Consider the following 14,039-nt stretch of genomic DNA (forward strand, 5'->3'; position numbering starts at 1 on the left):
AGCCCCTTGTCAACGGTCCCGGAAGTCCTCAGGCCATGAACCAGCAAATCCTCTCACAAGACGAAGTTGATGCCCTCTTGCAAGGCATCACCGGCGAGAGCCAGAAGTTGGAGCAGGAAGAAGCGCCCAAGGAAGGCATTCGCGACTACAACCTGGCTCAGCAAGAACGCATCGTGCGTGGGCGCATGCCCACCATGGAAATCATCAACGAGCGTTTTGCGCGCAACATCCGCATCGGCTTGTTCAACCTGATCCGCAAATCGCCGGAAGTGTCGGTGGGCGGCATCAAGGTGCAGAAGTACAGCGCCTTCCTGCGCGAGATCGTGGTGCCCACGAACTTCAACATCATGGCCGTGCGCCCCTTGCGTGGTTCCGGCCTGATCGTGTGCGACCCGACCCTGGTGTTCGGCGTGATCGACGCGCTGTTTGGCGGCGTCGGCAAGTTCCACACCCGCATCGAAGGCCGTGATTTCTCGGCCACCGAACAGCGTGTGATCCACCGCCTGGTCGAGGTCATCACCGCCGAGTACAAGAAGTCCTGGCACGGCATCTACCCCGTCGAACTGGACTACCAGCGCTCGGAGATGCAACCCCAGTTCGCCACCGTGGCCACGCCCAGCGAGATCGTGGTGTGCTGCTCGTTCACGCTGGAAATCGGCGACACCAGCGGCACCATCCACATCTGCATCCCGTACGCGACGCTGGAGCCCATCCGCGACATCCTGTTCTCGTCCATCCAGGGCGACTCGGCCGAGCCTGACCGCCGTTGGGTGAAGCTGTTGACACAGCAGATCCAGTCCGCCGAGGTGGAGCTGGTGGCCGAGCTGGCGCATGCGCCCGCCACCGTCGAGCAGTTGCTGGCCTTCAAGCCCGGCGACTTCATCGAGCTGGACCTGGAAAAAGTCATCCAGGCCAAGGTGGACGGTGTGCCCGTTTTTGACTGTTATTACGGTACGTCGAACAACAAGTACTCCTTGCGTATCGACAAGCTTCTGACCGCCGGCAACATGAGTTGGCTTGGAGACCACAATGTCTGAAGAATTCCCGCCCGAGTCTGGTGGCAACGCCGAACAGGACGCCATGGCCGCCGAATGGGAGGCCGCGCTGGCGCAACAGGCCGCCACACCGCAACCTGACATGGACGAGTTCGCCAACGCTGCCAGCGAAGTGACCAATGCCCAGCCGCAGATGACGCCGGCCGCATTCGCCAACTTCGCGCCGGCCCAGGCCAGCTCGGCTGGCAACGACATCAGCATGATCCTGGACATCCCGGTTCAGCTGACGGTGGAGCTGGGCCGCACCCGCATCCCCATCAAGAACATCCTGCAATTGGCGCAGGGCTCGGTGGTGGAACTGGACGCGATGGCCGGCGAACCCATGGACGTGCTGGTCAACGGCTTCCTGATCGCGCAGGGTGAAGTGGTGGTGGTCAACGACAAGTTCGGTATCCGGCTGACGGATATCGTGACGCCGTCCGAGCGCATGCGCCGCCTGAGCAAGGGCAACTGAGGATCGACCTGACATGCCATCTACCGGTTTGACCGTGATCTGGTTCCTGGGCATCGTGGCCCTGATCCCGCTGACCTTGTGGGCCTTGAAGCGCTCCGGCCTGGCCAATGGCACCGTGGGTGCCACGCAAGCGCTGATCAAGCCCATCAACCAGATGAGCCTCGGGCCGGGCCAACGCCTGGTGACCGTGGAAGTGGGCACAGGTGATGACCGCAAGTGGCTGGTGCTGGGCGTGACCGCGCAGAACATCCACACGCTGCACACCATGGCGCCTCAGGCTGTTCCCGCTGGCGACAACGCCACACCATCTTTCACCAATTTGCTGCGCCGCTCGCTGGGCCAGCAAGACAAGGGGCAAGCCTGATGCGCGCTGCTTCGGTTTCCAAGGGCTGGCTGAGTACCGCGCTGGTGTCCGTGCTGGTTCTGGGTTCGTCCACGGCCATGGCGCAAAGCGCCGGCGGCAGCAGCACCTTGCCTTTGCTCGTGGGGCAGGGCGCTGGTGGCACCAGCTATTCGGTGCCTGTGCAGACCTTGCTGTTCTTCACGGCACTGAGCTTCCTGCCCGCCGTGCTGCTGATGATGACGGGCTTCACCCGCATCGCCATCGTGCTGAGCCTGATGCGCCAGGCCATTGGCACGCAGGCGGCGCCACCCAACCAGGTCGTGATCGGCCTGTCGCTGTTCCTGACCATGTTCGTCATGGGCCCCACGCTGGACAAGGTCTACAAGGACGCCTACGAGCCTTTCGCTGCCAACCAGATCAGCTTCAACGAAGCGCTGGAGCGTGGCCAGGGCCCCATGCGCGCCTTCATGCTCAAGCAGACCCGCCAGTCCGACCTGGGCCTGTTCGTCAAGCTCGCCAAGATCGAGGGCGACGTCAAGCCCGAGACCGTGCCGTTTCGCGTGCTGGTGCCGGCCTTTGTCACCAGCGAGTTGAAGTCCGCCTTCCAGATCGGTTTCCTGATCTTCATTCCCTTCCTGGTGATCGACATGATCGTGGCCAGTGTGTTGATGAGCCTGGGGATGATGATGCTTTCACCCGTGATGGTGGCGCTGCCCTTCAAGCTGATGCTGTTCGTGCTGGCCGATGGCTGGAACCTGTTGCTGGGCTCGCTGGCTGCCAGCTTCGTGCAATAAGAAGTGCAATAAGAAAGAGGCCGGATCATGGATCCCCAACAAGTACTGACCTTTGGCCGTGACGGCTTGCTGACGCTGCTGATGGTCTGCGGCCCCATCGTGATGGTGGTGCTGGTGGTGGGCCTGCTGGTGAGCATCTTCCAGGCGGCCACCCAGATCCATGAACAGACCTTGTCCTTCGTGCCCAAGCTGCTGGCGGCCTTTGCCACGCTGGCGGTGGCCGGCCCCTGGATGCTGACCAAGCTGGTGGAGTACATCCAGCAGGTGCTGCAGTCGATCCCGTCCGTGGTGGGCTGATCGGCCTTCACACATGGTCAGCTTCTCCGAAGCCCAGGTCCTGGCGTGGATCACGCCCTGGCTGTGGCCCTTCTTCAGGGTCATGGGCCTGTTCACCTCGGCGCCCGTGCTGTCGATGCGTGTGATCCCGCGCCGCGTGCGGCTGAGCCTGGGCATCCTGATCGTGGTGTGCGCGCAGCCCAGCCTGCCCGAGATGCCCCCGATCTCGCTGAACTCTGCTGCTTCGCTGATGGTGATCGCGCACGAGGTGCTGATCGGCCTGACCATGGGTTTTGCGGCCCGCGTGGTGTTCGCTGCCATCGAGTTTGCGGGCGAACTGGTCGGCTTGCAGATGGGCCTGAACTTCGCGAGCTTCTTCGACCCACTCAGTGGCACGCAGGTCACGGCGGTGAGCCGCTTTTACGGCACCACGGCCGCCTGGCTGTTCGTGGTCATGAACGGGCATCTGATGCTGACGGGTGCTGTGCTGGGCAGCTTTCATGCCTTCCCGGTGTCACCCGAGCCTTTGAACTTCCTCAACGCGGTGCAGCCGCAGGTGTGGGGCGCCGAGGTCTTCAAGCTGGGGCTGTGGGTGTCGCTGCCTGTGGTGTCCATGCTGATCCTGGTCAACATGGTGATGGGGTTGGTGGCCCGCGTCGCGCCGCAGATGAACATCTTCTCGATCGGCTTCCCGATCACGCTGGCGGTGGGGTTCACTGGCCTGTGGCTCACGCTGCCCATGATGCAGACGCCGCTGACCATGGCGCTCGAGCGGATGATGGCCTACTTCCAGTAGGTCTGCAGACGACCTGATCTGGCCATTTCGGCCCTGAGCTTGCCACGCTTGCACTGAATTGGCGCTAACCTTGGCGCCCATGAAAGTGCCATCTCGCCCATCCCATCCCGCTTCTTCGACACAGGCCTCGCCCGAGGGCGCGCCGCAGGCTGACGGCCTCGCGCGGCGACAGGTGCTGGGCGGCTTGCTGGGGGCAGGTGTCAGCGGCACGGTGGGGCTGCCCGCCTGGGCCGCCAAGGGCGAGAAGGGCGAGAAGCCCTCCGAGCCCACGCCCGTCTGGAAGCCGGACCACACCGTCATCGTCGTCCTGGAAAACCTGTCGGCTTATGACGCCACCGCGGGCCAGCGCAAGGAGCGCAAGGCGCCGGTGTACGACGCCGCTTCGGACTGGCGCTTCCTCAATGAACTGGCCGACAAGGGCGCACGTTTCAGCAACTCGAACTTCGGGCGCACGCCTTACAACTCGCCGCTGCCGACGCGCTCCAGCCAGCCCAATTACCTGTTTTTGTTCTCTGGCCACCACCAGGGTGTGCTGCCCGCGTGGTTTGAAGATGAACGCTCACCGTACAAGGGCGTGGCGCTGCGCGACCGCAATGGCAACCCCCTGGCCACCCAGAGTGAAACCAATGTGGGCGTGGCCAACAGCAACGTGCCCAACGCCTGGCTGCCGTTTACCTCGCCCAACTTGGGCGCGGCCATCTTGCAGGGCGGCGGCACCTTCCTGAGCTTTTGCGAATCGCTGCCGTACCCGAGCTGGAACTGCGGCACGGACTCCAGCATCGCGCCTTGCAACGCCAACTTCGCCCTGTCAGACGACTACCGCCGCAAGCACAACCCTACGGTCAACTGGACGGACCAGATCCACCCCACCAGCCCGCGTGGCCTCAACGGTGATCTGGCCCAGCATGTGATGCCCCTGAGCGTGAACTTGGCCTTCGAGCCCACCCGCGACCCGCTGCTCAAGCAGAGCTTTCGGGGCTTTGCCAAGCACGCCGATGGCACCGTTTTGCCTTTTGACAAGTTGCCTGATGTGGCCATCGTCGTGCCCAACGAGCAGCACGACGCCCACAGCAACACGGCCAAGGCGGCTGACGACTGGCTGCGCCAGCACATCGGCCCGTATGCCGAATGGGCGGTCAAGCACAACAGCCTGCTGATCATCACCTTCGACGAAGACGGCAGCACCGACGACAGCCGGGGTGATGCCTACATCACCGGCACGCACCGCATCCCCACGCTGTTTTATGGCGCGGGCGTCAAACCCGGTGTGTACGAGCAGCGCATCGATCACCTCAATGTGCTGTCGACCGTGTTGTGGTTCAACGGGGCCCTTGCGCGCTTCAAGGACGATTTCCGGCGCTACCACAAGGTGGTGGATGGCTCGGGCTCGGAGGCCGAGAAAGAGTGGCTCAATCTGCAGCCCATCACGGAAGTGTTCGACAAGGTGCCCGCCCGGGTATCCGGCAAACCCGCGAAGTAAGTGCCACCGAAGTTCGTAGAATCGGCGCCCATGTCATCCAAGTCTTCCCCCAAAGCCGCCAGCGTGTCGTCTCAACCCAGTGCCAACTACGGCGAAGGCTCGATTCGGGTCCTCAAGGGCCTGGAGCCTGTTAAACAGCGCCCGGGCATGTACACCCGGACGGACAACCCCCTGCACATCATCCAGGAGGTGATCGACAACGCCGCCGACGAGGCCCTGGCGGGTTTCGGCAAACGCATTGCCGTGACGCTGCACACCGACGGTTCGGTCAGCGTGGAAGACGAGGGGCGCGGCATTCCTTTCGGTTTGCACCCGGAAGAGGGCGTCAGCGTGGTCGAGATCGTGTTCACCCGCCTGCACGCGGGTGGCAAGTTCGACAAGGGTTCGGGCGGCGCCTACAGCTTCTCGGGTGGCCTGCACGGCGTGGGCGTGAGCGTGACCAACGCGCTGTCCACCCGCCTGCAGGTGACGGTGTGTCGCGAAAAACAGGTGGCCCAGCTGGCCTTCAGCGGCGGCGACGTGATCGAGCCGGTGACGGTGCGCCCGGCCGCCAGCGGCGACCGCAAGAACGGCACCACCGTGCGCGCCTGGCCCGACGCCAAGTATTTCGAAAGCGCCGAGCTGCCCAAGGCCGAGCTGGTGCACATGCTGCGCAGCAAGGCCGTGCTGATGCCTGGGGTGACCATCACGCTGACGCACGAGAAGTCCGGCGAGGTGCAGACCTGGCTGTACAAGGGCGGCCTGCGTGACTACCTGACCCAGACGCTCACCACCGACCCTATCATCCCGCTGTTCGAAGGCGAGCAGTACGCCTCCGGCGGCGAGACCGAGAACTTCGCCGAAGGCGAGGGCGCCGCTTGGTGCGTGGCTTTCACCGAAGAGGGCTCGCCCATGCGCGAGAGCTACGTCAACCTGATCCCCACGGTGGCAGGCGGCACGCACGAGGCAGGCCTGAAGGACGGCCTGTTCAATGCCATCAAGGGCTTCATCGAGATGCACTCGCTGATGCCCAAAGGCGTCAAGCTGATGCCGGATGACGTGTTCAGCCGCGCGAGTTTCGTGCTCTCGGCCAAGGTGCTGGACCCGCAGTTCCAGGGCCAGACCAAGGAGCGCCTGAACAGCCGCGACGCCGTTCGCCTGGTCAGCACCTACGTCAAGCCTGGGCTGGAGCTGTGGCTCAACCAGCACGTGGAATACGGCAAGAAGCTGGCCGAGCTGGTGATCAAGCAGGCGCAAGCCCGCCAGCGTGCCGGCCAGAAGATCGAGAAGAAGAAGGGCTCCGGCGTGGCCGTGCTGCCCGGCAAGCTGACCGATTGCGAAAGCCGTGACCTGAGCTTGAACGAAGTCTTCCTGGTCGAGGGTGACTCGGCCGGCGGCAGCGCCAAGATGGGCCGCGACAAGGAAACCCAGGCCATCCTGCCCCTGCGCGGCAAGGTGCTCAATGCCTGGGAGGTCGAGCGCGACCTGCTGTTCAAGAACAATGAAATTCACGACATCTCGGTGGCCATCGGCGTGGACCCGCACGGGCCCAACGACTCGCCCGATCTGTCAGGCCTGCGCTACGGCAAGATCTGCATCTTGTCTGATGCCGACGTGGACGGTTCGCACATCCAGGTGTTGCTGTTGACGCTGTTCTTCCGCCACTTCCCCAAGCTGATCGAGACCGGGCACATCTACATCGCGCGCCCGCCGCTCTACCGGGTGGATGCACCCGCGCGTGGCAAGAAGCCGGCGGCCAAGCTGTATGCGCTGGACGAAGGCGAGCTCACCGCCATTCTGGACAAGCTGCGCAAGGAGGGTTGCCGCGAGGGCGCCTGGTCCATCAGCCGCTTCAAGGGCCTGGGCGAGATGAACGCCGAGCAGCTGTGGGACACCACGCTCAACCCGGATACACGCCGCCTGCTGCCTGTGGCTTACGGCGAGCCCGGCTTCGAGTCGACCGAGGGCTCGTTCAACAAGCTGATGGGCAAGGGCGAAGCCGCCTCACGTCGTGAACTCATGGAGCTGCACGGCGACGCGGTCGAGATCGACATCTGATCAGGGGCCTGTCGCAGGCTGGTTCAGAGGCTGGCGGCCGAGCGCTCGTCCAGCCTGACCCGCTCGCTCTTGAGCCAGCCTTGCGTGGTGACATGGGTGATCGGGTGCGTGTAGCTCACACGCGTCCAGCCAGGTACATGGGCAAGGATCTGAACCTTGTCGCCGCCCACGATGTGCTTGCCCATGAAGCACGCCAGATCCGGGGCGAAGTGCAAGAGGCTGCGGCCCGGCAGGCTGACCACGCCGGGGCCTGACGGTTGCGGGTTGGCGTGTTTCGGTTCGGCGTCCGCGCACTGGGCCTGCGTGCCTGCCGGCGCATTGGCCGCATGGGCCACGGCTTTCGCGGCCGGCGCGCTTCGGATGCCCGCTGTCGGTGGATGCGCGTCCAGCTCTTTGAGCGCGGTGGCGAGTTGGGGATCGGGTGCGCCGTGCCCACATGCGTCGGGCATGGACTGATCCTCGCGCATGACAAGGTGCTCGGCGCGTTCTACCGCCCAGCGTGCGCCTCGCTTTTGGAACACCACCCGTTTGAGCTGCAGTCGGCCATCCTGCACAAGCAAGTCGCCATCCGCGCTTCTTGCCGCAGCGCACACCTTGGCCTGCCCGCCGTCGATCCAGGCCAGGCTGAGGCTCAGTCTTGAATCATTGGGCAGGCCGGCCACCTGAACGTCACGCGCCAGGTTGATGAGCGATGCACGGACCGGGTCTTTGGCATCCAGCTCGCGTGCGCCCGACGTGGCGCAGGCAGCCGACAGCAGGCTGGTCAGCGCGAGGGTGCGCAGACAGGCAAGGCTTGCGGGTTGGCCCATGACGCGTCTCCGAAACAGAATCCAGGAACTTGCAAGATAGCGCGAAGCCCGGCGCCACCATGCGAGCAGTTCCAGGGCCTCTTGCGGCCTTTTCCTGCAATCAACCCGGGCCTGCAAGCGCGGATCTACAGCTCGGCCAGGTTCGCTTGCAGGTGCCTGGCTTGCGCCTGAATGGCCGTGATGGCCTCTGGTGCCATCTTGTCGATCTGCCTGTAGACCATGCCGATGCGCGGGTTGTGACGCAGCAAGGGTGCGTGGCGGATGTGGAAGTCCCAGTACAGGGCGTTGAAGGGGCAGGCCCGCTCGCCGAGCCGCTCCTTCTTGCGGTAGTGGCAGTTGCCGCAATGGTCACCCATGCGATCCAGGTAGGCCGCTGACGACACATAGGGCTTGGTCGCCAGCAGACCACCGTCGGCGAACTGGCTCATGCCCAGGGTGTTGGGCAGCTCCACCCACTCGAAGGCATCGATGTACACGCCCAGGTACCACTGGTGAACGGCGTGCGGGTTCAAGCCCGCGAGCAGGGCGAAGTTGCCGATCACCATCAGGCGCTGGATGTGGTGGGCATACGCCTGATCCAGTGACTGGCTGATGGCTTTTGCCAGGCAGGCCATTCTGGTGTCGCCCGTCCAGAACCAGTCGGGCAGGGGATGCCGGTGTGCCAGCGCGTTGTGCTGTGCATAGCCTGGCATGTGGGCCCAATACACACCGCGCACGTACTCTCGCCAACCCAGGATCTGCCGGATGAAGCCTTCGACCGCTGCAAGGGGCGCGTGGCCTTCGCGCCAGGCTGCTTCCGCGCGGGTGACCACCTCGCGGGGATGGAGCATCTTCACGTTCAGCGCGAAGGACAGCAGCGAGTGGAAGAGCCGCCAGCTCTGCTGGCTGAGGGCGTCCTGAAACCGACCAAAGTGGGGCAAGGCGTGCTGGATGAAGGCCTCCAGGTGCTGCAAGGCCTCGTCGCGATGCAGGGGCCAGGCGAACTGACTGGCTTGCGGTTGACCGAAGCTTTGGACCCCACTGGTCTCGATGGTGTGCCACAAGGCCTGGTGATCATGTTGCTGGCGCCAGTCCATCGGTTCGGGCGGCGAGCCGTTCCACGGCTCCCGGTTGTCATGGTCGAAATTCCATTGCCCGCCAGCGGGCTTCTGGGGCGTCTCCATCAGTACGCCATGCTGCCGCCGCATGTGGCGGTAGAAGTGCTCCATCAGCCAGCTGCGCCGGCCCTCGAACAGACGGGCTGCCTCGTCGCGCTCCGTGTAGAAATGGTGGCTGCTGACCATCTCGCCATGCAGACCCCGCTGGATCAGGCTTTCGCGCCAGGCAGCCAACTGCGCGTCGAGTCGCCACTCATCTGGCGCCTGGTACTGCACCGACGAGGCGCCGTAGTGCGTCATCAAGGCATCCAGGTTGGCCGTGACCGACTGGCGGTTGCTGGGCGAATCGATGGCGATGTAGCGCACGCGGTGGCCGGCTTCGCGAAGCTGGCGGGCGAACGCCCGCATGGCCGCGAAGATGGCCAGGATCTTCTGCGCGTGGTGCAGCACGTAGTCGGTTTCCTGGCGTACTTCCATGAGCACGTAGACGACGTCTTCACGCACCTCGTCAAACCAGGGGTGAAGCGGGTTGAGCTGGTCGCCCAGAACGAGGCGCAAAGTCTGCTCGGGCGTTGGCTTCATGGCGAGGATGGCGCGGATGAGGGCTTCTTGTTGAGACGGCATCGCTCGGAGCAATAACGCACCTCATCCCAGACCTTGGCCCACTTCTTTCGCCAGGCAAAGGGGCGCCCACAGTGAAGGCAAGGCTTCTGAGGCAAATCGCCTTTCTTGATCATGCGCATTCAAAAATCCAGCGTGAGTTGAGGGCTGCCGTGCGATGCGGCTGCGGCCGTATCGGCCTCGCGTCTGACGGGGCGCGGCGTGGCACGTGAGCGGGTGCCGTCGCGGTGCATGCGCGAGCCGTGCTTGTGAACGATCTCGCCCACAGCGGCCCTGATCTCCGGCCTGACCCGCAGGGCATGCACGCTGGTTTTCGCTGCCCGTGTGGCGACCGCGAGATCAACCAAGGGCACGGGGATGTCTTCGCCGACGCGCAGGCCGCAGCGAGTCTGCACGGTTTCGGGCATCAGCCAGGGTTCGAACAGCCACTCAGGCGGCACCCGGCGCATGACGGGCAGCCAGTGCCTGACGAAGTGCCCCTGCGGGTCATGGTCACGGGCCTGCTTGATGGGGTTGTAGACCCGCGTGGTGTTGATGCCCGTGGTGCCGGATTGCATCTGCAACTGGCTCCAGTGGATGCCGGGCTCATAGTCCAGGAACTGCCGTGCCAGCCACTCGCCCACGGGCCGCCAGTGCAGCCACAGCGGGTAGGCCGCCACCGACACCAGCATGGCCCGCATGCGGAAGTTGAGCCAGCCGGTGTGGCGCAGCATCGCCACGCAGGCGTCTACGAGTGGCCAGCCCGTGCGCCCCTGCATGAGGGCCTCGAAATGCCGGGCGTTGAAGTCGGGTTCGCGCAATTGGTCGTAACCGCGGTGCAGGTTGCGCCACTCGAGCTCGGGTTCGCTCTCCAGCTTCTGGATGAAATGGCAGTGCCAGTGCAGGCGGCTCATGAAGGCGCTGAGCCCCGAACGCTGGCGCGCCGCCCAAGGCAGGGAGGCCTCGTCTTCCAGATCATTCAAGCGCGCCTGCGTGGCCTGCACCACTTCCCGGATGCTCAAGCAGCCGTGGGCGAGGTAGGGGGACAGCCGCGAACAGGCCGTTGGCGCGGACAGTGGCGAAGAAATGCCGCCGCGGTACTGGCCGCAACGGTCGTGCAGGAAGTCATCCAGGATCGCCAGGGCCTCGCGGCGCCCGCCACGTTGGCGAGCAGGCGGCTCCTCTGGCGCAAGGCCCAACTGGCTGGCACTCGGCCACCGCTCGGCCGGCAGGTGAACAAGCTGCTTGAGCCCTGAGGCATCTGGCTTGACAGCCGCGGTGGCCGGTGTGGCAGCGAAGGGCCGCACAGCCAGCGGCGCCTTGTTCATGAAGCCGTGCCAATGGCGGTGCCACAGGTCGCGGTCGCGAAGGCGGCGCACCACGCCAAACTGAGGCCGCTCTTGCCACGCGATGCCGTGCGCTCGACACCAATGACCCACCGCCACGTCCCTGGCGTACGTGTAGGCATTGCCCGTTTCCTCGTGCGAGAACAGTGCCAGGAAAGGCTCAACCTGGTGGATGCGCGCCAGCACGGCGGTGACCTCGCCGGCCATCACCCACAGTTCGCCGCCCAGCTCGCTCAGCGCGGCCTCCAGGTCGGCCAGACACTCGCGCACGAAGCCCCAGTGCTGTGCCGACGCGTCCGGCTGCTGCCACAGGCCGGGCTCGATCACGTACACACAACGAACGGGGCCGCCATCCGCGAACCGCTGCGCCGCACGCAAGGCGGCGTGATCGGGTGTGCGGAGGTCGCGCTTGAACCAGACAAGTGCAGAGGGCATGCCGCCATGTTGACGCCGATGGTGGGGTGATCAGTCATCAAAAGTGGCGTCAAAGGCTTGTCAATGCATCGTTTCACGCTTGCAGGCATTCGGATCTGGGCGTGGCGGGAGGAGGGGCTTGCACCCACTACACTCGGCACCGCAGATTTGGATTTCTGACCCTGATTTTTAGCGATGACCCAACAGACCATCGATTTCAACCCGCCGCCCCCCGATGGCGGCGAATCCCTGACCCTGGCCCACTACGCCGAGCGGGCTTACCTGGAATACGCCCTGAGCGTGGTCAAGGGCCGCGCCTTGCCGGACGTGTGCGACGGCCAGAAGCCCGTGCAGCGCCGCATCCTGTACGCCATGGACCGCATGGGCCTGAGCTACTCGGGCAACAGCGGGCCCAAGCCGGTCAAGAGCGCCCGTGTGGTGGGCGACGTGCTGGGCCGTTATCACCCGCACGGCGACACCGCCGCCTACGACGCCATGGTGCGCATGGCGCAGGACTTCGCCCTGCGCTACCCCTTGATCGACGGCCAGGGTAACTTCGGCTCCCGCGATGGCGACGGCGCTGCCGCGATGCGTTACACGGAAGCCCGCCTGGCACCGATCTCCCGCCTGCTGCTCGACGAAATCGACATGGGCACGGTGGACTTCATCCCCAACTACGACGGCTCGACCGAAGAGCCCAAGCAGTTGCCCGCGCGCCTGCCCTTCGTGCTGCTCAACGGCGCCAGCGGCATCGCCGTAGGCCTGGCCACCGAGATCCCCAGCCACAACCTGCGTGAAGTGGCCGCGGCCACCGTGGCCCTGATCAAGAACGACCGCCTGCCTGACGACGAGCTGTTCGAGCTGATCCAGGGCCCGGACTTCCCCGGTGGCGGCCAGATCATCTCCAGCGCGCAGGACATCCAGGACGCCTACCGCAGTGGTCGTGGCAGCTTGAAGGTGCGCGCCCGCTGGAAGATCGAAGACATGGCGCGTGGCCAGTGGCAACTGGTGGTGACCGAGTTGCCACATGGCACCAGCACGGCCAAGGTGCTCGAAGAGATCGAGGAGCTCACCAACCCCAAGATCAAGAGCGGCAAGAAGGCCCTGACCGCCGAGCAGACCCAGCTCAAGACCACGGTGCTGTCGGTGCTGGACACAGTGCGCGACGAGTCCAGCAAGGACGCCCCCGTGCGCCTGGTGTTCGAGCCCAAGACCCGCACGATCGACCAGCAGGAGTTGATCACCACCTTGCTGGCCCACACCAGCCTGGAAACCTCTTCGTCCATCAACCTGACGATGGTCGGCGCCGATGGCAAGCCCACGCAAAAGAGCCTGCGCCAGATGCTGGGCGAGTGGATCGGCTTCCGCATGGAGACGGTCACCCGCCGCACCAAGTACCGCCTGGGCAAGGTGCTGGACCGCATCCACATCCTCGAAGGCCGCCAGCTTGTCCTGCTGAACATCGACGAGGTGATCCACATCATCCGCAACAGCGACGAGCCCAAGGCCGCGCTGATCGAGCGTTTCAAGCTCAGCGACCGCCAGGCCGAGGACATCCTGGAAATCCGCCTGCGTCAACTGGCGCGGCTGGAGGCGATCAAGATCGAGCAGGAGCTGGCGGAGCTCAAGGGCGAGCAAGCCAAGCTCGAAGACATCCTGAACAACCCCGGCGTGCTCAAGCGCACCGTGATCAAGGAAATCGAAGCCGATGCCAAGCAGTTTGGTGACGAGCGCCGCACCCTGATCCAGGCCGAGAAGCGCGCGGTGGCCGAGGTCAAGGTGATTGACGAGCCGGTGACGGTGGTCATCAGCCTCAAGGGCTGGGTGCGCGCCAGAACGGGCCATGGCCATGACCCGGCGAGCTTTGCTTTCAAGGCGGGCGATGGCCTTTACGGCACTTTCGAATGCCGCACCGTGGACCCGATGATCGTGGTCGGCAGCAATGGCCGTGTCTACAGCGTGCCCGTGAGTGCGCTGCCGGGTGCGCGCGGCGACGGCTCACCGATCACCACCATGATCGAGCTGGAATCGGGCACGCAGCCGGTGCACTACCTGGCAGGCAACGTCGAGCAGACGCTGCTGTTCGCCAACACCGGCGGCTTTGGCCTGCTGGCCAAGCTGGGCGACCTCATCACGCGCCAGAAGGGCGGCAAGGGCTTCCTGACGCTGGATGAAGGTGATCTGGTGCTGCCACCGGTTCTGGTGCAGCCGGGCCACACGCAGGTGGCCTGCCTGGCGCAAGGCGGCCGCATGCTGGTGTTCGGCCTGGACGAGCTCAAGCTGCAGTCCAACGGCGGGCGCGGCCTGACGCTGATGGAAGTCGATGCCAAGAAGGACCCGCTGATCTCGGTGGCCACTGTGCACAACGGCGTCAAGGTGATCGGTTCAGGCCGAGGAGGCAAGGCCAAGGAAGAGGACGTGCGCAACTCGGCCTATACGGCCCACATCGGCAAGCGCGCCCGCAAGGGCAAGGCCGTGGACGCCTTCCAGAAGGTGATGCGCGTGTTGCCGCTGGCCTGAGCTGCGGCGCTCAGTGCG

The 14,039-nt window shown here is 64.8% G+C and carries 13 protein-coding genes; 9 read left to right on the forward strand and 4 right to left on the reverse strand.

Features of this window, described 5'->3' with window-relative positions; translation table 11 throughout:
- Positions 1 to 35: 35 nt before the first annotated feature.
- The 8 genes from fliM to JY96_RS20045 all read left to right on the forward strand — a co-directional run bounded on the left by fliM (position 36) and on the right by JY96_RS20045 (position 7,235).
- Complete coding sequence (gene fliM / locus JY96_RS20010; protein WP_035040096.1) at positions 36 to 1,037, forward strand: flagellar motor switch protein FliM; 1,002 nt, start codon at positions 36 to 38, stop codon at positions 1,035 to 1,037.
- The gene (gene fliN / locus JY96_RS20015; protein WP_035040098.1) at positions 1,030 to 1,509 is read left to right on the forward strand and encodes a flagellar motor switch protein FliN; all 480 of its coding nucleotides are present in this window, start codon (positions 1,030 to 1,032) and stop codon (positions 1,507 to 1,509) included. Before fliM ends, fliN begins: the two co-directional genes overlap by 8 nt.
- A 13-nt stretch (positions 1,510 to 1,522) precedes the next feature.
- Entirely contained in the window at positions 1,523 to 1,873 is a 351-nt protein-coding gene (locus JY96_RS20020; protein WP_035040101.1) for a flagellar biosynthetic protein FliO, read from the forward strand.
- Between the two features lie 77 nt (positions 1,874 to 1,950).
- Complete coding sequence (fliP, locus tag JY96_RS20025) at positions 1,951 to 2,646, forward strand: flagellar type III secretion system pore protein FliP (protein ID WP_235334060.1); 696 nt, start codon at positions 1,951 to 1,953, stop codon at positions 2,644 to 2,646.
- Between the two features lie 27 nt (positions 2,647 to 2,673).
- Positions 2,674 to 2,943: a flagellar biosynthesis protein FliQ gene (gene fliQ, locus JY96_RS20030; RefSeq protein WP_035040107.1), complete on the forward strand. Its 270-nt coding sequence runs from the start codon at positions 2,674 to 2,676 to the stop codon at positions 2,941 to 2,943.
- A gap of 13 nt (positions 2,944 to 2,956) precedes the next feature.
- Positions 2,957 to 3,718, forward strand: coding sequence for a flagellar biosynthetic protein FliR (gene fliR / locus JY96_RS20035; RefSeq protein ID WP_035040111.1), 762 nt, complete (start codon positions 2,957 to 2,959; stop codon positions 3,716 to 3,718).
- Between the two features lie 79 nt (positions 3,719 to 3,797).
- A complete protein-coding gene (locus JY96_RS20040) occupies positions 3,798 to 5,198 on the forward strand; it encodes an alkaline phosphatase family protein (protein ID WP_081961484.1) in 1,401 nt (466 codons plus the stop codon).
- Between the two features lie 30 nt (positions 5,199 to 5,228).
- Positions 5,229 to 7,235 (forward strand): DNA topoisomerase IV subunit B, encoded by a 2,007-nt coding sequence (locus JY96_RS20045; protein WP_052162792.1) that lies wholly within the window; start codon positions 5,229 to 5,231, stop codon positions 7,233 to 7,235.
- A gap of 23 nt (positions 7,236 to 7,258) precedes the next feature.
- On the opposite strand, the gene JY96_RS20050 is transcribed toward JY96_RS20045, so the two are convergent.
- The 4 genes from JY96_RS20050 to JY96_RS20060 all read right to left on the reverse strand — a co-directional run bounded on the left by JY96_RS20050 (position 7,259) and on the right by JY96_RS20060 (position 11,522).
- Positions 7,259 to 8,044, reverse strand: a complete 786-nt coding sequence (locus tag JY96_RS20050; protein ID WP_035040116.1) for a hypothetical protein — start codon at positions 8,042 to 8,044, stop codon at positions 7,259 to 7,261.
- A 125-nt stretch (positions 8,045 to 8,169) separates the two neighbouring features.
- A complete protein-coding gene (locus JY96_RS20055) occupies positions 8,170 to 9,723 on the reverse strand; it encodes a cryptochrome/photolyase family protein (protein WP_035043795.1) in 1,554 nt (517 codons plus the stop codon).
- Positions 9,720 to 9,884: a DUF2256 domain-containing protein gene (locus tag JY96_RS22990; protein ID WP_081961487.1), complete on the reverse strand. Its 165-nt coding sequence runs from the start codon at positions 9,882 to 9,884 to the stop codon at positions 9,720 to 9,722. Before JY96_RS22990 ends, JY96_RS20055 begins: the two co-directional genes overlap by 4 nt.
- On the reverse strand, positions 9,885 to 11,522 hold the full coding sequence (locus tag JY96_RS20060) for a cryptochrome/deoxyribodipyrimidine photo-lyase family protein (protein ID WP_052162793.1): 1,638 nt from the start codon (positions 11,520 to 11,522) through the stop codon (positions 9,885 to 9,887).
- Between the two features lie 174 nt (positions 11,523 to 11,696).
- Between JY96_RS20060 and parC the strand changes: the two genes are divergently transcribed.
- Positions 11,697 to 14,021 (forward strand): DNA topoisomerase IV subunit A, encoded by a 2,325-nt coding sequence (gene parC, locus JY96_RS20065; RefSeq protein WP_035040118.1) that lies wholly within the window; start codon positions 11,697 to 11,699, stop codon positions 14,019 to 14,021.
- The last annotated feature ends 18 nt before the right edge of the window (positions 14,022 to 14,039 follow it).

Origin of the sequence: Aquabacterium sp. NJ1 (assembly GCF_000768065.1) — a bacterium.
In the GTDB taxonomy this organism is placed as follows: domain Bacteria; phylum Pseudomonadota; class Gammaproteobacteria; order Burkholderiales; family Burkholderiaceae_C; genus Aquabacterium.

Coding starts and splice junctions, on each gene's coding strand:
- fliM (WP_035040096.1), top strand. CDS start 36: ATGAACCAGCAAATCCTCTCACAAGACGAAGTTGATGCCCTCTTGCAA.
- fliN (WP_035040098.1), top strand. CDS start 1,030: ATGTCTGAAGAATTCCCGCCCGAGTCTGGTGGCAACGCCGAACAGGAC.
- JY96_RS20020 (WP_035040101.1), top strand. CDS start 1,523: ATGCCATCTACCGGTTTGACCGTGATCTGGTTCCTGGGCATCGTGGCC.
- fliP (WP_235334060.1), top strand. CDS start 1,951: ATGGCGCAAAGCGCCGGCGGCAGCAGCACCTTGCCTTTGCTCGTGGGG.
- fliQ (WP_035040107.1), top strand. CDS start 2,674: ATGGATCCCCAACAAGTACTGACCTTTGGCCGTGACGGCTTGCTGACG.
- fliR (WP_035040111.1), top strand. CDS start 2,957: ATGGTCAGCTTCTCCGAAGCCCAGGTCCTGGCGTGGATCACGCCCTGG.
- JY96_RS20040 (WP_081961484.1), top strand. CDS start 3,798: ATGAAAGTGCCATCTCGCCCATCCCATCCCGCTTCTTCGACACAGGCC.
- JY96_RS20045 (WP_052162792.1), top strand. CDS start 5,229: ATGTCATCCAAGTCTTCCCCCAAAGCCGCCAGCGTGTCGTCTCAACCC.
- JY96_RS20050 (WP_035040116.1), bottom strand. CDS start 8,044: ATGGGCCAACCCGCAAGCCTTGCCTGTCTGCGCACCCTCGCGCTGACC.
- JY96_RS20055 (WP_035043795.1), bottom strand. CDS start 9,723: ATGAAGCCAACGCCCGAGCAGACTTTGCGCCTCGTTCTGGGCGACCAG.
- JY96_RS22990 (WP_081961487.1), bottom strand. CDS start 9,884: ATGCGCATGATCAAGAAAGGCGATTTGCCTCAGAAGCCTTGCCTTCAC.
- JY96_RS20060 (WP_052162793.1), bottom strand. CDS start 11,522: ATGCCCTCTGCACTTGTCTGGTTCAAGCGCGACCTCCGCACACCCGAT.
- parC (WP_035040118.1), top strand. CDS start 11,697: ATGACCCAACAGACCATCGATTTCAACCCGCCGCCCCCCGATGGCGGC.